18 protein-coding genes, 1 tRNA gene and 1 pseudogene are annotated in these 21366 nt (G+C 54.5%); 13 read left to right on the forward strand and 7 right to left on the reverse strand.

Annotated elements, in window-relative coordinates:
* Positions 1-21 precede the first annotated feature (21 nt).
* The 8 genes from infC to R3F50_15535 all read left to right on the forward strand — a co-directional run bounded on the left by infC (position 22) and on the right by R3F50_15535 (position 5652).
* Positions 22-549 (forward strand): translation initiation factor IF-3, encoded by a 528-nt coding sequence (infC, locus tag R3F50_15500; protein ID MEZ5491705.1) that lies wholly within the window; start codon positions 22-24, stop codon positions 547-549.
* A 123-nt stretch (positions 550-672) separates the two neighbouring features.
* Complete coding sequence (gene rpmI, locus R3F50_15505) at positions 673-867, forward strand: 50S ribosomal protein L35 (protein MEZ5491706.1); 195 nt, start codon at positions 673-675, stop codon at positions 865-867.
* Between the two features lie 27 nt (positions 868-894).
* Positions 895-1254, forward strand: coding sequence for a 50S ribosomal protein L20 (gene rplT / locus R3F50_15510; protein ID MEZ5491707.1), 360 nt, complete (start codon positions 895-897; stop codon positions 1252-1254).
* Between the two features lie 25 nt (positions 1255-1279).
* Positions 1280-2296 (forward strand): phenylalanine--tRNA ligase subunit alpha, encoded by a 1017-nt coding sequence (gene pheS, locus R3F50_15515; GenBank protein ID MEZ5491708.1) that lies wholly within the window; start codon positions 1280-1282, stop codon positions 2294-2296.
* 11 nt (positions 2297-2307) lie between these two features.
* On the forward strand, positions 2308-4698 hold the full coding sequence (gene pheT, locus R3F50_15520) for a phenylalanine--tRNA ligase subunit beta (GenBank protein ID MEZ5491709.1): 2391 nt from the start codon (positions 2308-2310) through the stop codon (positions 4696-4698).
* Positions 4699-4712: 14 nt separating this feature from the next.
* A complete protein-coding gene (gene ihfA, locus R3F50_15525; protein ID MEZ5491710.1) occupies positions 4713-5021 on the forward strand; it encodes an integration host factor subunit alpha in 309 nt (102 codons plus the stop codon).
* Positions 5002-5361, forward strand: coding sequence for a MerR family transcriptional regulator (locus R3F50_15530; GenBank protein ID MEZ5491711.1), 360 nt, complete (start codon positions 5002-5004; stop codon positions 5359-5361). The genes ihfA and R3F50_15530 overlap by 20 nt, the downstream gene beginning before the upstream one ends.
* Positions 5362-5575: 214 nt before the next feature.
* Positions 5576-5652: transfer RNA gene (locus R3F50_15535), tRNA-Pro, on the forward strand.
* A gap of 749 nt (positions 5653-6401) precedes the next feature.
* On the opposite strand, the gene R3F50_15540 is transcribed toward R3F50_15535, so the two are convergent.
* Entirely contained in the window at positions 6402-6689 is a 288-nt protein-coding gene (locus R3F50_15540; protein MEZ5491712.1) for a hypothetical protein, read from the reverse strand.
* Positions 6690-7006: 317 nt separating this feature from the next.
* Here R3F50_15540 and R3F50_15545 point away from each other — a divergent pair.
* Both R3F50_15545 and R3F50_15550 read left to right on the forward strand, forming a co-directional pair.
* A pseudogene (locus R3F50_15545) lies at positions 7007-7243 on the forward strand (IS91 family transposase).
* Between the two features lie 535 nt (positions 7244-7778).
* Entirely contained in the window at positions 7779-12245 is a 4467-nt protein-coding gene (locus R3F50_15550) for a pre-peptidase C-terminal domain-containing protein (protein ID MEZ5491713.1), read from the forward strand.
* Between the two features lie 279 nt (positions 12246-12524).
* On the opposite strand, the gene R3F50_15555 is transcribed toward R3F50_15550, so the two are convergent.
* The 3 genes from R3F50_15555 to R3F50_15565 form a co-directional block, all read right to left on the reverse strand.
* Positions 12525-13232 (reverse strand): phosphoadenylyl-sulfate reductase, encoded by a 708-nt coding sequence (locus R3F50_15555; GenBank protein ID MEZ5491714.1) that lies wholly within the window; start codon positions 13230-13232, stop codon positions 12525-12527.
* 1568 nt (positions 13233-14800) lie between these two features.
* The gene (locus R3F50_15560; protein MEZ5491715.1) at positions 14801-15775 is read right to left on the reverse strand and encodes a helix-turn-helix domain-containing protein; all 975 of its coding nucleotides are present in this window, start codon (positions 15773-15775) and stop codon (positions 14801-14803) included.
* 60 nt (positions 15776-15835) lie between these two features.
* Complete coding sequence (locus tag R3F50_15565) at positions 15836-16828, reverse strand: ketoacyl-ACP synthase III (protein MEZ5491716.1); 993 nt, start codon at positions 16826-16828, stop codon at positions 15836-15838.
* 233 nt (positions 16829-17061) lie between these two features.
* Here R3F50_15565 and R3F50_15570 point away from each other — a divergent pair, with 233 nt between their 5' ends.
* A complete protein-coding gene (locus R3F50_15570; GenBank protein MEZ5491717.1) occupies positions 17062-17283 on the forward strand; it encodes a hypothetical protein in 222 nt (73 codons plus the stop codon).
* 40 nt (positions 17284-17323) lie between these two features.
* On the opposite strand, the gene R3F50_15575 is transcribed toward R3F50_15570, so the two are convergent.
* Positions 17324-17686, reverse strand: coding sequence for a glycine zipper family protein (locus R3F50_15575; GenBank protein MEZ5491718.1), 363 nt, complete (start codon positions 17684-17686; stop codon positions 17324-17326).
* Positions 17687-17975: 289 nt separating this feature from the next.
* Between R3F50_15575 and R3F50_15580 the strand changes: the two genes are divergently transcribed.
* On the forward strand, positions 17976-18464 hold the full coding sequence (locus R3F50_15580; protein MEZ5491719.1) for a macro domain-containing protein: 489 nt from the start codon (positions 17976-17978) through the stop codon (positions 18462-18464).
* Between the two features lie 49 nt (positions 18465-18513).
* Here R3F50_15580 and R3F50_15585 read toward each other — a convergent pair whose 3' ends face one another.
* Positions 18514-18954: an isoprenylcysteine carboxylmethyltransferase family protein gene (locus tag R3F50_15585; protein ID MEZ5491720.1), complete on the reverse strand. Its 441-nt coding sequence runs from the start codon at positions 18952-18954 to the stop codon at positions 18514-18516.
* A 159-nt stretch (positions 18955-19113) separates the two neighbouring features.
* Positions 19114-20247, reverse strand: a complete 1134-nt coding sequence (locus R3F50_15590; protein MEZ5491721.1) for a CaiB/BaiF CoA-transferase family protein — start codon at positions 20245-20247, stop codon at positions 19114-19116.
* A 254-nt stretch (positions 20248-20501) separates the two neighbouring features.
* Between R3F50_15590 and R3F50_15595 the strand changes: the two genes are divergently transcribed.
* Positions 20502-21272 carry an SDR family NAD(P)-dependent oxidoreductase gene (locus R3F50_15595; GenBank protein ID MEZ5491722.1) on the forward strand — a complete coding sequence of 257 codons (771 nt, stop codon included), beginning with the start codon at positions 20502-20504 and terminating at the stop codon, positions 21270-21272.
* The last annotated feature ends 94 nt before the right edge of the window (positions 21273-21366 follow it).

The following is a 21366-nucleotide window of genomic DNA, read 5'->3' on the forward strand; positions in this document are numbered from 1 at the left end:
GAATGAGCGCTCGCGCCGGTTATGAGAGGTAGTTCCAAAAAGCCCGTTATCAATGAACACATTGAGGCCGATCAGGTTCGTCTGATCGCGGCTGACGGCGAGCAATTAGGTATTGTTTCCATTGAGGAAGCAAGAGAAGCTTCGACTGAGGCAAAACTGGATCTGGTGTTAATCTCGCCAGAGGCTGAACCGCCAGTCTGCAAGATAATGGATTACGGGAAGTACCTGTTTGACATCAAGAAGCAGAAAGCAGCGAACAAAAAGAAGCAGCGCAGAATTCATGTAAAGGAAATCAAGTTTCGCCCAGGGACGGAAGAAGGGGATTATCAGGTAAAACTACGCAACCTGATACGTTTCCTTGAAGATGGGGACAAGGCCAAGGTATCACTTCGATTCCGCGGTCGGGAAATGGCCCATCAACATCTTGGCCAGGAGCTGGTCGACCGGATCAAAGAGGATCTGGCCGAGTACGGCACTGTGGAGCAGGAGCCCAAGATGGAAGGCCGGCAGATAGTCATGGTACTGACGCCGGTTAAAAAGAAGGGCTGATCAGCTAGCTAATCCCTCACCGGAATCTAGTCATTAAGCGGCTTTGTCCCGCTGACAGCCTGTTTATGTCAATCAAAAGTGATCCGTGCACAGGGCCGGCTTCACAAATGCGGAGTATTGAAAATGAGTAAGTTGAAAACTCACAGTGGCGCGTCGAAACGGTTTAAAAAGACCGGCTCGGGCTACAAGCGTAAAAGCGCCTACAAGAGTCACATCCTCACTAAGATGACCACCAAGCGAAAGCGCCAGCTGCGCGGTACTTCAGCGGTTCATCCGTCTGACGTCCCGGCTGTAAAGCGCATGCTGCGTGACGCCTAATCAACAATTTCTTAAGAGGATTAAATCATGGCTCGAGTAAAGCGAGGCGTTGTCGCCAATCGCCGTCATAAAAAAGTATTAAAGCAGGCCAAGGGTTATTACGGAGCCCGTAGCCGCATTTTTCGCGTCGCGAATCAGGCGGTCACCAAGGCTGGCCAGTATGCCTATCGGGATCGCCGGGCTAAGAAGCGGGTTTTTCGCGCGCTCTGGATCACCCGGATCAATGCCCAGGCCCGTGAGAACGGCATTTCCTACAGCCAGCTGATTGCTGGTCTGAAGAAAGCCAACATCGATATAGACCGACGGGTACTGGCTGATCTGGCGGTACATGACAAGGCAGCATTCGCTGCGGTAGTGGATCAGGCCAGGGCCAGTCTTACCGCCTGATCTGCCTGATAAGCAGGTCATTTGTATGGCTGATACCAGCTCACTCCTGACGGAAGCCCTTCAGGCAATCAAAGCCTCCGGTGACGAAAAGACACTGGAGGCTTTGCGTGTGCAATACCTGGGGAAAAAGGGCAGTCTGACAGCATTACTCAAGACCCTCGGCCAATTGCCTGCTGAAGAGCGGCCTGCCGCCGGGGAGAGCATCAACAGGGCCAAGCGAGAAGTCCAGGATACCATCGAGGCACGCAAGCAGGAGCTTGCTTCCTCGCTGTTAGAGGCGCAGCTGGCTGGCGAAAAAGTTGATGTTACACTACCCGGGCGCAGACAGTCTCAGGGCGGCCTGCACCCCGTCACCATGACTATCGATCGAATCACCGCCATCTTTGAGTCGGCGGGCTACGATGTCGCCGAGGGGCCCGAGATTGAGGATGATTACCACAATTTCGAGGCACTGAATATCCCCAGTCACCACCCGGCGCGTGCCATGCACGATACCTTTTATATTAGACCTGGCACGGTTTTGCGAACGCACACATCGCCAGTTCAGGTGCACGTCATGGAGAGTGGCAAGCCGCCATTCCGCATGATCTGTCCAGGCAGGGTATACCGCTGTGATTCGGATTTGACTCATACGCCCATGTTTCACCAGGTGGAAGGTTTGCTGATTGACGAGAAAGTCAGTTTTACTGACCTGAAGGGTACGGTAGTGGAGTTTCTTCGGGCCTTTTTCGAAGCCGATATGGACGTGCGCTTTCGCCCCTCCTACTTCCCATTCACGGAGCCCTCTGCGGAGGTCGACATGGGTTGTGTGAGCTGCGGGCAGCAGGGCTGTAGAATCTGCAGTCACACCGGCTGGCTGGAAGTGATGGGCTGTGGGATGGTGCACCCCAAAGTATTGGAAATGTCGGGCATAGACACAGAGAAATACAACGGATTCGCTTTCGGTATGGGGGTCGAACGCCTGGCCATGCTACGCTACGGTGTGGGTGACCTGCGCACATTTTTCGAAAACGACCTGCGTTTTCTGAAGCAGTTCAGATAGGGTAGCTGGCAATGATATTCAGCGAACAATGGGTGCGTGAGTGGGTCAATCCGCCGGTCGATACCGACGAACTGGTCGAGCAGTTGACCATGGCCGGGCTGGAAGTGGATCGTATAAATCCCGTGGCCAATCAGTTCAGCGGAATTGTGGTCGGTGAGGTGCTGTCTGTCGAACAGCATCCCGATGCGGACAAACTCAGAATTTGTCGGGTCAGAGACGGCGCAGGCGAGTCGCAGGTGGTTTGTGGCGCGCCTAACGTACGGGAGGGCATGAAAGCACCCTTTGCCCGGCTGGATGCGCGCATAATAGCGCAGGAATCTGACAAGCCCTTCGTGATCAAGCGGGCAAAATTGCGTGGCGTGGACTCAAATGGGATGTTGTGTTCGGCTGAAGAGCTTGGGCTGGCAGAGTCGTCAGACGGGCTGCTGGAATTGCCGGCCGATGCGCCGGTTGGAACGGACTTTCGCGAATATCTGCGGCTCGACGACAATAGTATTGAGTTGGACCTGACCCCTAATCGAGGGGATTGCCTGAGCATTGCTGGACTGGCGCGAGAGATCGGTGTGCTGAACGAGGCGGAAGTTTGCGTGCCCGAGTTCAACCCGGTTTCAGCCTCCCATCAGGATTCCTTCCCGGTCTCGATTACCGCCGTGGATGCCTGTCCGCGTTATCTTGGTCGGGTAATTCGGGGTATCAATCCCAGTGCGACTTCACCGCTGTGGTTGCAGGAAAGATTGCGGCGCAGTGGGTTGCGCAGCATTGATCCAGTGGTCGATGTAACTAATTATGTGCTGCTTGAACTGGGCCAGCCCATGCACGCATTCGACCTGAGCAAGCTGCAAGGTGGCATCGATGTCAGGCTGGCGGCCGAGGGCGAAAAAATTACTTTGCTCGATGGTAAAGAGGTCACGCTGAAGCCGGATACACTGGTCATCGCCGATCAGGCAGGCGCGGTCGCCATGGCTGGTATTATGGGGGGGCTGAGTTCGGCAGTCAGTGAGCAGACCCGGGATGTTTTTCTCGAGTGCGCTTTTTTCTCACCTCTGGCTGTTGCAGGGAGAGCCCGTTCCTATGGGTTGCATACGGATGCCTCCCATCGCTACGAACGGGGTGTGGATTATGAACTGCAACAGCGGGCTACCGAAAGGGCAACCCAACTGTTGCTGGAAATTGTCGGCGGTGAGGCAGGGCCGGTAACCGAGACCCTGGGTAACCTGCCGGAGCCACGCCAGGTCAAGCTTGAATACGATGCCGTGCCACGCTTTCTGGGTATAGAGATCAGCGAAGCGCGAATCCAGTCCATTCTTACCCGTCTCGGCCTGGGGATCAGGGCAGAGTCGGATCAGGTTCTTACGCTTGACGTGCCGTCCTACCGGTTTGATATCGAGATTGAGGCTGATCTGATCGAGGAACTGGCCCGGGTTTACGGCTACAACAATATACCTCCCGGCAGAGGTCTGGGACGGCAGAGTCTGACTGGCCGCCGGGAAGGGCTTTTACCATTGAGCCGGATAAAGCAGCACCTGGTCAGTCTCGGTTACCAGGAAATCGTTACTTACAGTTTTATCGATCCCAGGATTGCTGAGCTGCTGGGCGGTGAAAATTGCAACCGGGTTCCGTTGCAGAACCCAATTTCTGCCGAGATGTCGGTGATGCGACCGAGCCTGCTACCGGGTCTGATAACCACCCTGAAATACAACGAGAACCGGCAGCAGGAGCGCCTGCGATTGTTTGAAACCGGCCAGGCGTTCGAGGCTAAGGGTGACGAATTCAGCCAGCCTGAGCGGATTGCGGGACTTATCAGTGGCAGGAGAATGCCAAACAACTGGAGTAATAACCCTGACCTGGTTGATCTGTATGACATCAAGGGCGATGTAGAAACTTTGTTGTCGCTGACTCGATCAGAGCAGGAGTTCAGTTTTGTGCCCGGGAAGCACCCGGCCATGCACAGTGGGCAATGCGCGGAGCTGCGGCACAATGGCGGGTTAATTGGTCATGTCGGTGCCATTCATCCAGCAATAAAGCGGGAAATGGGGCTGAATAGTAACGTTTTCCTGTTTGAGTTGGAGCTCAAGGAGCTGGTCCGCAGGCTTATTCCGGCCGCTTCACCACTCTCCAGGTACCCGGAAGTGAGCCGAGATCTGGCAATTTTGGTCAATAATGAGACTTCTGCCGCAGATATTCTCGCCTCAGTACGTGAAAATGCCGGTGATTTCCTCACAGACCTAAGATTATTCGATGTTTATCAAGGGGATGCAGTCGAAATCGGGCAAAAAAGTCTGGCTTTGGGCTTGACGTGGCAGCATCCTTCGCGCACTCTTAACGACGAAGAGGTCAACGAGATAATTGCTTGTTGTATCAAGGCTCTAGAAGATAAATTCGAAGCACGACTGAGAAACTAGCTGGGTGGGTGTTTATGGCGGAAGGTGCGCTGACAAAAGCCGAGATGGCAGAACGTTTGTTTGATGATCTGGGCTTGAACAAGAGAGAAGCCAAGGAACTGGTCGAGCAGTTTTTCGAAGAAATTCGTCTTTCGCTTGAGCACAACGAGCAGGTAAAGCTTTCCGGTTATGGGAATTTTGATTTACGGGACAAGAAGCAGCGTCCTGGTCGAAATCCTAAAACCGGGGAAGAAATTCCAATTCAGGCACGCCGAGTTGTGACCTTTCGTCCGGGCCAAAAGTTAAAGGCAAGGGTAGAGAAATATGCTGGAAGTAAAGAATAACGATCAGTTACCCCCGATCCCGCCAAAACGGTATTTCACTATCGGCGAGGTGGGTGAGCTGTGTGACGTCAAGCCTCATGTGCTGCGTTACTGGGAGCAGGAGTTCCCTCAGCTCAAGCCGGTCAAGCGCCGGGGTAACAGACGTTACTATCAAAGACAGGACGTCATTCTTATCCGTCAGATCAAGTCGCTCCTCTATGAGGAAGGGTTCACCATTGGTGGGGCACGACAGAAACTGACCGGAAAAGACAAGGACGAGGATTCCACCCGGCATGCCATCAACACCAGTGAGTTGAAGGTAGTCATCAAGGAACTGGAAAACCTGGTAGCCAGTCTCTAACTGCGCCGGGCCAGACTGGTCGATTGCCCGGCGATCGGCCATTGAACCTCTTCTTATCTCAGATACTCTGTCATGTCCCGACTCAGGTCCTTGCTCCAGACCTGCAATTCCGCCTGTCTGGTCTAAGACAGCCAGGGGTGGAACGATTACTGTCTTTTACTTTACGTAAACGCCTTTTCTGATTCGCAGACTCTGGTACAATGCGCTCCTGCGTCGGGGCGTAGCGCAGTCTGGTAGCGCACTACACTGGGGGTGTAGTGGTCACAGGTTCAAATCCTGTCGTCCCGACCAACTAAATCAATGGGTTATGAGAGAATCTCACATTGATGAAAGGCACAAAAATAAATATACAGCCTATTTACAGCACTTCAGACAAGATTCGAGATAAATCTTCTTCCTATAAGCACGTTCCAAGAATTGGCTTCTTCTGGCCATGCTGCCCTTCCAACAAGTGTACGCCGGGCTGAGTACATACAAGCTTAGCGGTGAAAGTATTGAAATCACCAAGAGCGGTATTACTTCAGTCGATGTGGGTGATTTTTCCTCAGCGGAGCTAACTATTATTAATGCTTCGTCAGATGTTAATCCCACCAACTCTAGCTCAGGTGTTTAGAGAGTTAGCTGGCTTGGAGAAGTCAGTGTTGGTGCATCAACCGTAATACTTGATAACGCAAGTTACCCGCCAACTGGATTCCTGACAACTCGCCCGGGACGTACAACGGTGCCCCAATTGGAATTGTCTATGTCATTTCCTGAACAAATTCTTTTCGATGGCTTTCAGCTTAATACCTTCAATTCCCATTTGTTCAATACAATCACGCCAGCGCTATCTGACGATACCCTTATGGGAGCTGCAGATTTTACGCTCAATGCACCGTTTACTAGTAGTTTATTCAGCAACCAATTCAGTTAAAGCGGACAAATTAACTCGAGGATTGATAGCTTCTCTGCCTATATGAGTATTCCAGAGCCGGGAACTCCAACGCTATTTGGTATCGCCCGTGTAGCTCTGATTTATCAGCGAGTGGGTAAGCTTCACCCTAATGAGTTGAATTAGTTTGCTCATGTGTCAACGTAGGAGCCTCATTCATGATGCTTTGAAGGTTTTCCGTAAGTTCATCGCCCTCCATAGCACCAACTAGCATTTCCCTTGGAATGAATCCGGATATAGCTCGCAGGGCTGCAAACACATTCTTCTCTATTTCCTGGGCGATTAAATCAGAAAGCGGTGTGCCCTTGTCTTCTGGCTGAAGGACTGCCCGCTTGAATGCGCCACGAATCATTGGGGCTATGTCATGGCTGCCTTTCGGCCTACCTATTTTTGCCATTTTTAGTCTCCTAACTCATTGAATTTGCATGCATCCATGTAATTGCAGCGCAGCTCTTTGTGGCGTACACCCAGGCGTATAGATAGGCCCAACAATTAGGAATCGCTGCGCCCTTTCATAGAAGTTATCAAGGTTCTGAACCTCGGTATCACTCACTATCAGCCTTTAAATCCGCGGTCTAACCAGTTGACTATCACCACACGGAATTACTGTGTAAGTATGCAGTATGTTGAAAGGTTCCCGGGAATATTTTACTCAGGTGTAGCGGATCAAAAATAGACAAGTGCATAGTCCGCTCACACCCGGAAGATAAAATACCAGCCGAGCGCCACGCCGCCATGACCTGGGCCCAGCGTCTGAAACGGGTCTTCAACATCGAAATCGCAACCTGCGAACAGTGCCAGGGTCCGGTGAAGATAATTGTCTGCGTGGAAGACCCGGCGGTGATCCGGCAGATTCTGGAACATTTGCGGAAGAAGGAGTCGGAAGATTCCCAGACGCAGCGTCCGCCCGAGCGCGCCCCGCCGCAGATCGGGTTGTTTGACGAAACCTGACCCACTGAACAACAAAGACAAAAAGGGAATATTACAGCCTGCCAGGGAAGGTGGGCGGATAGCTCTCGGCCTGGTGGAGGTGGATGTGGTACATAAGCGCGAAGGACGGCCTTATTACTGCTGGAACGCGGCTGAATTCACAAAGACTCTGACTGGTATTGGGCTTATTGTGGCTCTCAGTGTGCCGCCTACTCACCAAACTGGACAGCAACCTACTTTGGAGATATCTTTTGTTTTACCTCTAAGCCCGCAGCGTCCACCCGGGTGAGAGTCAGCAGTTGTCTCAACCGGTCGATGCTTACCGCCTTGCCTGGGGATGTTGTATTATCAGATTGACGAGGGATCTTGAACTGCGTTTTCTGCTCCTGCACGGATTGCCAGCAGTAGCAGGGGCAAGTCAACCGGGCTTGGCTGACCACAGGCGGTAAACCCGGTGCAGGCTGCCCTGAAAGCTGACATGAACAGGAGCTTGCACGTCAATCCGGCTTCTCTTTTGAGAACACCTTTCCCTGAAAACAAAAAGCTGGGCAGTACTATGTCAACCCAGATTGAAGACAGTATCAACGGGGTCACCGTGCCAGGCGGTGACGTCGGTGACAACGCCCCGGAAATAGGCTATGACGGTCCCGGGGGTGGCGTGGTTACCGGCTCCGCCGGGTTCGACACGGATGACGCTGATTTCTTTCGCATAGTCCCGGCGGCCAGCGGCGAGCTTTCCGTCGTGCTGTCAGGACTGGATGACGACCTGGATCTGCATCTCGGTGACGCCGTCGGCGAACTGCTCAGCTCAAGCATCAACATTGACTCGGCCGATGAAAGCATCACCTACCAGGTGTCGGCAGGCGCGACCTATTTCCTGGTGGTCAGCCCCTGGGAAGACGCCGAATCACACTACACCCTGACCGTGGAGGGTCCCACCGGCACGTCCGGCGGCGGATATGGAGGCGGAGCCACAGGGGCGGATGATGTCATCAACGGCATTCCCGTTCCCGGGGGTGATGTTGTTGACGATGCCCCGGCAATCCGCTTTGGCGGTCCCGGGGGTGGCGTGGTTACCGGCTCCACCGGGTTCGGGACAGACGAGTCGGATTTCTTTCGACTCATCCCCGGGACCAGCGGTCAGATTTCCGTCTATCTAAGCGGGCTGAGCGATGACCTGGACGTGGTGCTGGGCGACGTCTACGGTGAGGTGCTGACCTCGAGTATTCAGGACGGCACGGCCGGCGAAAGCTTCACCTACGAAGTAGCGGCTGGTCAGACCTACTTCCTGCTGGTCAGCCCGTGGATTGATGCTCAGTCGGACTATACCCTGACCGTAGAGGAATCCGCCGGCGGACCGGGAGTGAACGAGGTGATCAACGGCATCACCGTTGCCGGAGGCGATGCCGGTGATAATGCCCCGGTAATCGACTATGACGGTCCAGAAGGTGGCATCGTGACCGGCGCCACCGGGTTCGGGGCGGACCAGTCGGATCTTTTCAGTATTGTTCCGGCAGCCAGCGGTGATCTGTCGGTTTTTCTTACCGGGATGAGCGACGACCTGGACCTGTTATTGACCGACCCGTTCGGTGAATTTCTCTCGACCAGTTTCAATATCGGCACTGCCAGCGAAAGTCTCACCTACGCCGTGACGGCCGGCGAGACCTACCTGCTGTGGGTCAGTCCCTGGGAAGAGGCCGCATCAGCCTACACGCTGAATGTCGAGGGACCCATCGGCGGTTCCGGGGGTGGTTACACCGGGGCAGAAGACTTCATCAACGGCGTCGCCGTGCCCGGGGGTGATGTTGGTGACGACGCACCGGTAATCGGCTTAGAAGGTCCCGGGGGTGGCGTGGTGATCGGCTCCACCGGGTTCGGTACGGACGAATCGGATTTTTTCCGTCTCGTTCCCACCAGCAGCGGGGAGCTTGCCATTCTCCTCACCGGGCTGAGTGACGACCTGGACCTGGTGCTGGGGGATTCCACCGGAGAAACGCTCACCGTCAGTGCCAATGTCGGTGCCATTGACGAAACCATTACGTACCAGGTGACGGCTGGCGAGACTTATTTCCTGCTGGTCACTCCCTGGGAAGGTGCCAGGTCAGACTACGTGCTGGAGGTGGATGGATTGGCCACGGGACTGGATGACGTCGGTGATTCCGCAGCCACGGCCGGCACACTGAATGTTGGTGGCTTCGTGGAAGGCGTTATTGACCCAACCCTTGACCAGGACTGGTTTGCCGTCGACTTGATCCAGGGCCGAAGGTACCGGATCGACCTGGAAGGCAGTTCCACGTCGGCGGGCACGCTGTCGGACCCGATTTTTTTCGGGGTCTACGATGCAGCACAGAACGTCATACCCGGGAGCCTCGATGACGACGGCGGTGAGCTGCTGAACAGCCGCATCGAATTCTCCGCCCCGCAGACCGGTACTTATTTTCTGGCGGCGGGGGCGTATGCCGGTTCCACGGGTTCGTACCGACTCGGCATTGTGGACATCGACAACGTTGTCGATGATTTCGGCAACACCGCATCCACCGCGGGCCTGATCACACCGGGCAAGGTTGCCCTGGGCGAAATCGAGACCACGCAGGATACGGACTGGTTTGCCGTTGAACTGAAAGGTGGACGAACATACCGGATCGATCAGGAAGGCAGTTCGACCTCCGCCGGCACCCTGTCCGATCCGCTGTTTATCGGCATCTACGACGCCAACCAGGTGTTCATCGCCAGTACCGGCAATGACGATGGCGGCCAGCAGTTGAACAGCAGGACGGTGTTCACCGCCCCGGTGAACGGGACCTACTACCTGGAGGCAGGTGCATTCAGTGGTAGAACCGGCACCTACCAGCTCAGCATCGTGGACGTGGAAGGGGCCGTTGACGACTACGGCATTACCACGTCCACTGCCGGTACTGTCGTCATCGGGGAGATTGCCAAGGGGGAAATCGAAACGGCGGAAGACCGGGACTGGTTTGCCATCGAACTCCAGGGCGGGCGCACTTACCGGATCGACCTGGAGGGCCGTCCCACGTCGGCAGGCACTTTGCCGGACCCGCTGTTCTACGGTATTTACGATATGGCGGGGGAGCTGATACTGGGCACCGCGAATGACGATGGCGGTGAATCGCTGAACAGCAGGCTGGAGTTTACCGTAGCGGAAACCGGCACGTACTTCCTTGAGGCCGGTGCCTACGAGCTTGGCATCGGTACCTACAATCTTACCGTTGCCGATGTCTCGCCCACCATTTCAACATCAGAATACAACCTGGTGATCGATTTCGACGGTGACCTGCACTACCTGCCGTATTTTGAACAGGCTCTGCTCCGCTGGGCCCAGGTAATTACCGGCGACGTGGCGGATGTTATCCACCCGGGAACCGGTGAACTGATCGACGATATCATCATCAGCGCAAGCGTCGTGGCCATAGACGGGCTCGGGGGAACCCTGGGCTATGCCGGTCCCGAACGGGTACGGCCGGAAAATGCCCTGCCCTACCAGGGCGCCATGTTTTTTGACGTCGCCGATTTCGCCGATCTGGAAAAGCAGGGCATCATCGTGGAGACCATCCTGCACGAGATGGCTCACGTGCTGGGATTCAACAGCCACACGTTTCAGCAGCTTGGGTTGATCGATGGCTTCAGCTTTATCGGGGAGTCCGCCGTCGCGGCCTACGCGGACCTGATTGGCGACAGCACGGTGGACCGGGTTCCCCTGGAGGATGGCGGCGGAGCCGGCACGGCACTGGGTCACTGGGAAGAGGATATTTTCGCCAATGAATTGATGACCGGCTACACCAACAGCCCGCCAATGCCGCTGAGCATTCTTACCATCGCCGCTTTTGCCGACCTGGGCTACGAGGTTGATTTTTCTTCCGCGGACAACTACCAGGTATCCGGTTCGTCAAGTCTGGTCGGGGCGCTTTCCGCCAATCCGGACGCCAGTCCATATGCAGCTACTGTCGCCATGCTGCAGGCCGGTACCGGAAGCCTGGTCAGGGCCATCACCGCAGGTTTTTCGGGCAGCGTGTACACCTACAGTGATGTCACCGGCCTGAACCTGTCCGCCGGCATCGATCAGAAAGAACTGCTTGGCGCTGTAGTCAGCGCCGATGAGAACACGATCTACTTTGTCGATACGTCCACGGACAGCAGTCGACTGGTGAGGTTTTCCGGAAACTTCCAGAAAAACAGTCCCGACGACCTGTTCAATGTTAAGGGTACCGTGGATGAAATCGCCTTTCTCACTGGGAATTTTGCCGTATTGACCTCGCTGCGGTATGAAACCCCGCAAGACGTTGACCTGGTGGTCAGCGACTGGCGTCGCGATTTTCTGGATGGCGACAACCAGATACAGGTGGTATCGGTACAACCCACCAATGATACCGTCGCTGCCGGTGACGGCGATGACTACGTGGATCTGGGTGCCGGCAATGACGTCTTCATCGACGGACCCGGCAATGACAGCTACACGGGCGGGTCGGGCATCGACGCCGTGGTCTACGCAGGACAGTCGGCTGACTTTACCGTGAGCCCGGAGGACAGTCAGGCCACCGTCGTCGACGGCACCGGCCTGCACGGCAGCGATCACCACTCGGGCATCGAACGCGTGCTGTTCGATGACATCGCCCTGGCCTTCGATCTGGACGGCAACGCCGGCGATGTGGTCAAACTGCTGGGGGTACTACTGGGTGGCAACAACTGGTACAACCGCGAATTTCTCGGTATCGGCCTGGACCTGCTGGACAATTCCGGCTTGGGTCTCGCCGAGCTTACAGAGCTTGGCATGCAGGCCGTGCTGGGTCCGGATACCGACGATGTCGCGCTGATCAGCCTGTTGTACACCAACCTGGTGGGCGTCGAACCCGATGCCCATGCCATCGACACGTATGTCGCCCTGCTGGAAAACGACACCTACTCCAGCCTGGGCCTGACCCTGGAGGCCATGGAACACCCGCTTAACCATGACAATGTCGGCCTGGACATGCTGGCGGTAACCGGCGTTGAATATTTCGTTATCTGACCTGTCAGGATGACCAACTGTTTTCGACTTTCTTTACTTTCACTGTTGATTTGCAGGCAATTTTGACCCCAGCAATTGCATTTAAATTTGACCCTTCAAATCTATCTGAATCACTCCAAACCATTAGTACTTAGTGGTTCAACTATTCAATGCTAATAGGGTTGGTAGTGGGTCAATTGACCATGCAATTCAACACGCTGCTGGTCAGTAAGTCAGGGTAATATGATCAAGTCAGGGTAATATGATCGTCGCAACCGAGTTACACTGCCGGCATCCCAATCAGTAATGTAAACCGCACTCTGTCTTTGGCTTACCGGCCCAACGTCCACTCCTGCCTTCTCCGGGTACGGTGCAATGGGTACATCCTATAGAAGAAAACCCCTCTGACACCAATGGATGAAAGGGCAGGTTGTGCTCGGCGATGTAGGCGTCCCGCTCTTCCCTGGAGACATCCATCATGGGATTGAATTTGATAATCCCCCGCCGTTCTTCAAAGACTTCCAGTCGCGAGCGGTGATCCGTCTGCCAGCGCATCAGGCTGGAGACCCAGACGTGGTAGTTGAGCTTGATGGACTCAAGAGGTTGTACCTTGTTTATGGAACAACAATAGTCCGGGTCAGATTCGTAAAGTTTGTTCTTTACACTCCACTCATGCTGGTAATCGTCACCACGCAGGTCCTGGACTTTGAGGTTAAACCGGTTGATCAACTCATCTCTATAGGCAAGGGTCTGAGGGAAATGAAAACCAGTGTCAACGAAGCTGATTGGTTGATCGGGGCGGATACTTGCAATGATATGTAAAAAATAGGCCGAGGTAGCGGCAAATGACGAAGTGACCAGCACTTTATCTGCGGGAAAGTCCTGGTACAGCCGACGGATCCGCTCATCGAATTTCAGTGGGGCATAATTCGCGTTCAGCGCTGCAATCTCATCGGCGTTGAGTCCGGCACTGCTATTGCTGGACAAGACGTTGTCGGTACTTGCCATCATCTTTGAAGCCCCCTAAATATACTGGACTGCGGAGCTTAGCGCATATCAGAATTAACTCAAAAGAATAAAAAATAAATATATAATTCAATTTAGTTATATGAAGAAATTGATATTCCACCAAATTCACTGTGGAAAAAGCACTTCTGCTGACAGAGGAAATAAAACTGCCAATAATATTCTGCTGTTTGAGTCCTTGCTTGATTGACCCGCTTCTCGACGTTCTGACATCGCATTGTTGACCGTCAACAGGGTCCAGGTATCCAGCAGCTCCAGCGGGCTTGAGAGGGTAATATAAAAAACATTCAGAGCTGGATGATGCGGCTCTGCAGATCAGCACAATCAACCCACTACCGAAATAGCCTGGCAAAACCGACCAGGGATAATTGTGAGAGTTTCACGCGTTATGCTGACATGCCGGTGATTGGTGGTAAAAAATCCGGGAAGCCTCTGTATTTTCTCGCAAGTCGCCCTCAGCCCTTCGCAGCCAAGGCGGGCGCTGGATCACCTGAACGGTGCAGTCATGATGAAAGTGGGTGAGTTAAACAGGGTGGGGCATGCGATTGTGCAAATCGAAACGCCAGGGCAACGTGACAGCATTTCTGGGGGATTCTAATCCCCTTACTGCCACGGAATGCAGCGAAATCTGACTTCAACCCGGGGAAAATTCCCCGGAATGTAGGGCCGGTCGGATTCGGCCTGCTCCAATATTTCTGCAGAAGACCCGTAGCTTTCACAATAAGCGGAGGCGTCCTGTTGGGCTGCAGTTGTCAAGCCGTCGAGTCCCAAACGAATTGTTCTGGCTGTTTTTTCGATCAGATAGGTGTCGGCTCCCACCTGAACGACGTCCGGGCTTGAGGCGCATCCTGCCATAGCCAGGCAAGCTGTCAGGAGGATAAATTGCAGTGGTATGGGATGCTTCATTGATTTCGAATGATAATCCACGAATCTGTGCATTGCACGCAACATACTGTGGATAAGGTCGCTGATTGATGCTCTAGGAGTTTTCTGATGCCTGTGTGTATTTCTGAGAAGCCGGCCGGAATTTCGCTTGCCAGGTTTCTTCAGTGCCCTTCAGGGGTATCAGCCTTACCCCTGGTGATTCTATTTGCTGCATGGCCGCCTCTTCGAAGGCGCAGTCAATCGGGCCGGTTGCTGACAGGCACCAGACAGCATCAGGAACAGAAAGTTTGTTTAGCCGGCTTCCGACCCATAGCTGGGGCCCTGCGAAAATATTTTTAGCACGTAACTGCCACTGCACTCTGGGCTGGAGATAGGCTGTAAAAAATAAATATTTCAGCATGTTATAAGCAAAATGTGCGAGATTGCCTTAATAGCGTCATCGTTTGCAGTCGATAGGATTCCTGGGCTGGCTATAGGCGTTCGGGATAAAAGCCTCAGGGGGGGTGGTTACGTCCTTGTAACCCGATAGCGATCCCTGCTACTGGAGTACTTTAGGTGGCGAATGGGCGCGGAAACAGATTGCAATGGGTTGTCGGATGGGTGTCGCTACAACAGTCTGCGCAAGGGCGTGCCGGGCGACAAAGCTTGTGGGTTTATTTGAGCTGCTACAGCGGCTCGGCAGCGGTCTGTTTTTTGTACTGCTCAGCGTCTATGTTGTATTTGCTGAGACGCTTGTTCAGGGTTGAAGGGGGAACTCCGAGAATTTCGGCGGCGGTTTTTTGTTGTCCGTCTGTAAGTTTGAGCGCCTCCTGAATTCTGATTTTTTCAATTTCCCTGAATATCACTTCCAGTGGTGCATTACGATCCATTTTCATGATCGCCAGCAGGGACTTCAGTTTGGTGGACAGCCAGAACAGGTTGCCATTGGTATGCAGTAGCATCATGTAAAGAAATAGCAGCGTGGCAATCGGCAAGCTGATCACCGACGAGGAGTTAAACCCCAGAAGCCGCAGGCCGAGTACACCTACCGCCACGGCCATGACCGGTGAGAGAGCCTGCAGGGTTACCCGGGCGTTCTGCCGGACTTCCAGGTCGGTATTGTTGCGGTAATGGTAGAGGAGATGCGCTACGGCGAATGCACCACAGAGCAGGACAAAGCCCATGGCGACCCAGTAGAGAGGACCGGGTTCTGTGATGACCGACCAGCCGATAAACTGAAATCCGGTTACCACCTGATTGCTCATGTAGGTCAGCGTAAGCAGCGTCGCGGCCAGGTACAGAGCCAGGCGGCCCTGACGGAACCAGGCAGAATTAGTAAGGGCCAGGGCGAAAACAGCAACTGACGTAAATGTATAAAAAAGCGAGATCATGTAGAAATGAATAAAAAATTCACCCAGGCTGTTAGATTTCAGGTAGGTGAAATAGCCCAGAAACTCGGCGGCGTTCTGCAGCACGAAACAAAGACAGACAACTACGAAAGCTTGGGAGGCCCGGTTTTTAATCTCAATGTTAAATAGAATCGCGCTTTTCAGTGCGAATGCAATGGCGGCAAAGGTGCCCAGGTAAACAGCGATGTCAGGGTTCATGGCATTAAGGAAGAAATCTATCTTGTTATTTGTGGGATAGGATTCTATGCGCAATCTCCACAAAATGCCAATCGCTACATTCGGCTATCAGGAAGCTTCCTACAGAGCGGAGCTCTAGAGCGAAAGCCCCATAAACGTTGCGGCGATACCGCTTCCGGAAGAGCCGATCAGGAGGTTGGTACCAGGCTTGAGACGGCCCTGCTTCTGCATCAGGTCGTAACAGACCGGAATTGTCGCAGAAGCCAGATTGCCAAGTCTGGGGTAGGTTGCTATCGATTTCTCTTCTCCAACGCCCACTATCTCAAGAGTTTTACGGAAAGGTCGCTCTCCGACCTGGTGGGGAATAAACTGATCCACGTCATCGGGCGTCCAGCCCAGGGCCTCATAAGCCGGATCGATCAGATCCTTAACCAACTTCAGAGTTACCGCACTGATTCTGCCCATGTCCATGACAAAAGAAAGATTGCCCCGATCAATTTTATAGGAGCACAGCTGGTGATGGTCGCTGACAGCACCGGATTTTATCTGTCGAATCCCTTTGCCCTCATCAGCGGGCCCAAGGACCATGGCCCCGCCGGCATCCCCCACAGTAAATGCGCCGACATGGGTTCTTATATCTGCTGGCCCGAGCTTATTGGAGCGGAACAGGTCTACAACTCTGCGCGTCACCTTGCTGGACAATTCGGCTGTAACAACCACGGCGTGGCGGATATCGCCGGTTCGAATCATGGCGTTGGCCACATGGATACCGCTGACAAAACCGTGACAGGCATTGGCAACGTCGAAACAGATGGACGGGCGCAGTCCCAGCGCCGAGGCGATAATGTGGGCAGTGGCCGGTTCTGAGCAATCGCGCTCGATGCCACAGTAGATTACCGCGTCGACATCCCGGGGGTTCAGCGTGCTCTCCTGCAGGGCCTTGCGTGCCGCCGGTATGGCCAGGTCCGATGGCCTTGAAGAATCCGGTGCCTGCCGGACCTCCGAGATGCCGAGGCTTTTCTCCACCAGCGTGCAATCTTCAAATCGTGCCTGATCAAGAATATCCCGGGTCAGAATGGTCGATTCGGCCAGCTCGGAACCCACTGAATAGATCTGTGCTGATTGCATGTTAAGTCACCTTGAAGGCACTGGAAACCGATGTTGCCAATGGGATTGGCCCAATAACGATTAGATTCTGAAACACTTGTCAAAATATCGGACTGGTTCATATATTCATTAATAAATAACGTGAGTTCGGTAGAAAAATCGCCCCGTGCTGGCAAAACCAGCCTGTTAAAGGGGAATATAGGTGGTAGGGGCTTCTGGCTGGAGTTGACTGGTGGTTTCCAGTTAATTGACTGATGAGTCACTTAGCCGAGATGACCGGCTGTCAGACGCTGGTGCTGGACGATACTTTGCCGCGGCAGGGCAATATAGAGAGCCGGAAGGCCCGGCAATGGAATGAAAGGTTATCCTGCCTGTTGGAAGGCTGCCGGGCAGGTTCTTCAATAATCGCTTCTGGCGAGTGTTGCAGCGGGCAGGAAGAGCCACAAGCTGTGCTTTTCACCGTGCTGGGTGGTTAGTCAGGCCTGATCTGACCGGTTAAGGAAGATCAACTGTTTTTCAGTTTAAAACCCGATAGCCCCGGCCCCGCAGGCAGTTGCGGATTACCCGTTCCCGTTCGGTCATGGCGCCCCGGGCACTTCGTGACGCGCCGAGTATCGCGCCGGCTCCTGCGGTGCGCTGCGCTGTATCACTGTTGCCCACTGCGGCACCCACTGCGCCACCGACAACAGCACCGCCTACTGCGCCTCTTGCCACCTGCCGCCCGGCTTCCACTTCGTCGGCATAGGCCTGACATTCAGACAGGTCCGTGTAATATTGCGCCTGGTTGACTCCGCGCATGTCAACGATCGGCCGGTCATCGGTGGCTCTGCAGCCGATTGCCAGGGTCAGGGTAAGCAGAGACAAGGTTAGATTTTTCATTCAGATTCTCCAAAAACAGAAACATTGCCGGTTTAACGCATTCTGAGACGTCAGGTTGACAGGGCACCAGTTTAGCAGTCCGACCTTAACCGGCCATTAACCGGGTAAAAATGCAAACTTTGGTCAGGTCCGGGTGTTCGAAGCTCGCAACCTTCACCAGGTCTGACGTCGATCAATCGACCAGGATGGCGTTGGCGCTAGTATGTTATGTATCATTACCCCCGCGACGCCATTCGGCTGCGCGGAAAGGTGTAGTGAATACCTAAAGTGATAGTGGAGAAACTGATAAATGATTCATGAAGTGGAAGGCGACATTCTTTTAAGCGGTGCTCACGCCATTGCTCACGGGGTTGCATTTAATGATCCGATGAACCAGGGGCTGGCCTTGTCGCTTCATGAGCGCTATCCGGCTATGCACAAGGATTACCATCACTGGTGCCATCAGCAGCGTCCTAAGCCCGGTGATGCATGGCTGTGGGGCGGGCCGGAAAACGTTCGGGTAATCAACCTTATTACCCAGGAAGGCGGGTACGATGGCGGCAAACCTGGCAAAGCAACAGTTTCCAATGTTAATCATGCCTTACGCTCCCTGAAGAAGCTGGTCGAAAAAGAAAACCTCACATCCCTGGCATTGCCCAGGCTGGCGACCGGCGTAGGTGGACTGGACTGGGAAGAGGTGAAACCTCTGATAGCTTCGCAGCTTGGTGATCTGGACATTCCGATCTTTGTTTACACGGTGTTTCATGCCGGCCAACAAGCCAGCGAACCCGGGATCTGAACTTAAGCGGCTTACGAGCCGTACCGGACGGCGATGGATCGGGTCCTGCTCAGATCCAGCGTCTGACCTGCCGCTGATAATCCCTGTAGGACTGCCCGAAGTGCTCCTGCAGGGATTTTTCCTCCTGTTGAACAAAGAAGCGGTCCATCACTAGAATAAACAGGACAGGAAAGAGCAAGTTTGGCCAGGCGCTCAATAGCAGGGCCAGCCCCGACAGGCCGATAGTAATCCCCAGGTACATGGGGTTGCGCGAAAGGCGATAAACTCCGCTGGTATGCAAGGTTTCGGAAGTGGCATTAACAGACAGCGGAGTCCGGCTTTTCTGAAACTGGCGTTTGGCTACTACGGCCAGCCAGGCACCACCCAGAAATACCGGCAGACCCAGCAGGTTGGCAGGAAAAAACACTAACCGGGTTGACGGCAGCAGTACATAAATTACCACCATGGCTAAGATACAACCCTGATACAGGCGTGGCGGGTTCAGGCTCATAACGGTTCCCCTGTTCATGTCCAGGCGCCCCGGCGGTCCGGTCGCTTAGACGGTCAGCCAGATCTGGAAAAACTGGTCGCTTCTCTAATTTAAGGCACAGGGAATTAAGACACAGGGAATTAAGACCCCGGTAATTTAGACGCTGGTTCTGTCAGAGAGTTACGCCTGAACTGCACCAGACTTTCGCAGACGTTCGATCTCTTCGCTGTCGAACCCCCAGGCGGACAAAATTTCCTCACTATGCTGGCCGACCGTTGCCGCAGGTCCCTGTATAGAGCCCGGTGTGCGGCTGAAGCGGGGCGCCGGTGCAGGCTGCACGACGCCGTCAACTTCCACAAACGTTTTTCTGGCTGCGTTGTGGGGATGGCTGGGGGCCTCCTCCATCGTCAAGACTGGGGCAAAACAGACATCGGTGTTTTCCAGCAGCTGGCACCAGTCGTCGCGATTGCGGGTCTGAAAAACTTTTTCCAGCCTGCCGCGCAGGTCGGGCCAGGCGGCGGCATCGTTCTGCGCCTGGAATTCCTCGTCGTCGATACCCAGCTTTTCCAACAGTAGAGCATAGAACTTGGGTTCGATGGAGCCGATTGACAGAAATTTGCCATCCGCGCAGGTGTAGCAGCCGTAATAGTGGGCGCCGCCATCGAGATAGTTGCTGGCGCGCTTGTCGGTCCAGCGCCCCATGGCGCGTAAGCCGTAAAATGCAGTAAGCAGGCTTGCGGTTCCGTCGGTCATGGCGGCATCAACCACCTGGCCGTGGCCGGATTGTTGCGCCTCGATATAGGCAGCCAGCAGTCCGGCCAGCAGGTACATGGCGCCACCACCAAAATCACCAACCAGATTAAGGGGCGGAGAGGGGGGGCGGTCGCTGTTGCCCATGGCATGTAAAGCGCCAGCCAGGGAGATGTAGTTGATGTCGTGGCCGGCAGCCTGCGCTAACGGCCCGGTTTGTCCCCAGCCGGTCATGCGACCGAAAATAAGTCTGGGATTTCGAGCCAGGCAGGGTTCCGGCCCCAGCCCCAGCCTTTCCATGACCCCGGGCCGGAATCCCTCGATCAACAGATCGGCTTTCGCCACCATGCTGAGGACCGTTGCAATGGCAGCAGGGTGCTTCAGGTCGAGAGCCAGAGATTTTCTTCCGCGGTTCAGGCTGAGCCGGGGATCACCGGTACCCGCCAGATCCTTGCGGTCAATACGAATGACTTCCGCTCCCATGTCCGAGAGCATCATGGCGCAGAATGGTCCTGGCCCGATACTGGCGACTTCCAGCACCCGTATTCCCTGCAATGGTCCCATGGTGTTTTCCCCGTCATCATAAAGTGGTTCGGCTGAGCGGATAGTAGGGTAATTTTCTGGCTTGTTCAAAAGCGTCTCAATGGGGTCTGTTTCTATGCTAATCTCAGCAAATTCCAGGCAGGCCGGTCCCGAATTCACGCCTTGCTTCACCTTGAACAGGTGCATTCTGCAATCGGGAAGCAGACGCATCAGGGTGGCAGGCAAGGGGGTCAGCCTGAAGTTGGACACGGTTATGAGAATTTGAGGGGGAGGATATGGAACTCACTAACAAGACCGCTTTCATCAGCGGTGCCGGCTCCGGACTGGGGATGGCAACGGCAAAGCATTTTGTCGAGGCGGGGGCTAATGTGTTGCTGTTTGATCTTGATGCAGACCGTGCCAGGGAACTGGCCGCAGAGCTGGGGGAAAAGGCCGGCTGGGCAGCAGGCGATGTAGCGGACGAGCAGAGCGTGGCGAAGGCTATAGCCAGAGCCAGGGAACTGTTTGGCACCATTCACATCAATGTTAATTGTGCGGGTATTGGCGGGGCAAGCAGAACTGTCGGCAAGGATGGCCCTATGCCGCTGGACAGATTTGCCGCCGTCGTGCGGGTCAACCTGGTGGGGACATTTAACGTGCTGCGACTGTGCGCAGAGGTCATGCAGCACAATGAGCCGCAAACCACGGCGGGTGAGCGGGGTGTGATAATCAATGTCGCCTCGGTGGCTGGCTACGACGGGCAGACAGGCCAGGCAGCCTACGCCGCTTCAAAAGGTGGCATTATCGCCATGACTCTTCCGGTTGCCAGGGATTTGTGCAGGCAGGGCATTCGTGTCATGACGATCGCGCCGGGTATTTTTGAGACGCCGATGCTGGGTAAGTTACCGGATGAAGTGCGCAAGGGTCTGGAGGCTATAACGCTCTTTCCCAAAACCCTTGGCAAGCCGGAGCAATTCGCACAGACGGCAGCCCATATTGTCGAATGTGAATACCTCAACGCTGAAGTGATCAGGCTGGATGCGGGAATTCGCATGCCGGCAATTTAGCACTATCGCCAAGTTGCCAGCGCTGAAAGGTATGTTCCTGAGCGCTCCTGTTGGTCCGCGGGGCCGCATGAAGTTGAAAAAAGGTGCACTGAAT

This window comes from Gammaproteobacteria bacterium (assembly GCA_041395725.1).
Classification (GTDB): Bacteria; Pseudomonadota; Gammaproteobacteria; order Pseudomonadales; family Pseudohongiellaceae; genus NORP240.

Bases quoted from the DNA above. Each gene is read 5' to 3' on its own strand.
- R3F50_15595 (MEZ5491722.1), top strand. From the start codon at position 20,502: ATGGAACTCACTAACAAGACCGCTTTCATCAGCGGTGCCGGCTCCGGA.
- R3F50_15550 (MEZ5491713.1), top strand. From the start codon at position 7,779: ATGTCAACCCAGATTGAAGACAGTATCAACGGGGTCACCGTGCCAGGC.
- R3F50_15575 (MEZ5491718.1), bottom strand. From the start codon at position 17,686: ATGAAAAATCTAACCTTGTCTCTGCTTACCCTGACCCTGGCAATCGGC.
- pheS (MEZ5491708.1), top strand. From the start codon at position 1,280: ATGGCTGATACCAGCTCACTCCTGACGGAAGCCCTTCAGGCAATCAAA.
- R3F50_15530 (MEZ5491711.1), top strand. From the start codon at position 5,002: ATGCTGGAAGTAAAGAATAACGATCAGTTACCCCCGATCCCGCCAAAA.
- rpmI (MEZ5491706.1), top strand. From the start codon at position 673: ATGAGTAAGTTGAAAACTCACAGTGGCGCGTCGAAACGGTTTAAAAAG.
- infC (MEZ5491705.1), top strand. From the start codon at position 22: ATGAGAGGTAGTTCCAAAAAGCCCGTTATCAATGAACACATTGAGGCC.
- rplT (MEZ5491707.1), top strand. From the start codon at position 895: ATGGCTCGAGTAAAGCGAGGCGTTGTCGCCAATCGCCGTCATAAAAAA.
- ihfA (MEZ5491710.1), top strand. From the start codon at position 4,713: ATGGCGGAAGGTGCGCTGACAAAAGCCGAGATGGCAGAACGTTTGTTT.
- R3F50_15580 (MEZ5491719.1), top strand. From the start codon at position 17,976: ATGATTCATGAAGTGGAAGGCGACATTCTTTTAAGCGGTGCTCACGCC.
- R3F50_15590 (MEZ5491721.1), bottom strand. From the start codon at position 20,247: ATGGGACCATTGCAGGGAATACGGGTGCTGGAAGTCGCCAGTATCGGG.
- R3F50_15540 (MEZ5491712.1), bottom strand. From the start codon at position 6,689: ATGGCAAAAATAGGTAGGCCGAAAGGCAGCCATGACATAGCCCCAATG.
- R3F50_15565 (MEZ5491716.1), bottom strand. From the start codon at position 16,828: ATGCAATCAGCACAGATCTATTCAGTGGGTTCCGAGCTGGCCGAATCG.
- R3F50_15585 (MEZ5491720.1), bottom strand. From the start codon at position 18,954: ATGAGCCTGAACCCGCCACGCCTGTATCAGGGTTGTATCTTAGCCATG.
- R3F50_15555 (MEZ5491714.1), bottom strand. From the start codon at position 13,232: ATGGCAAGTACCGACAACGTCTTGTCCAGCAATAGCAGTGCCGGACTC.
- pheT (MEZ5491709.1), top strand. From the start codon at position 2,308: ATGATATTCAGCGAACAATGGGTGCGTGAGTGGGTCAATCCGCCGGTC.
- R3F50_15570 (MEZ5491717.1), top strand. From the start codon at position 17,062: ATGAGTCACTTAGCCGAGATGACCGGCTGTCAGACGCTGGTGCTGGAC.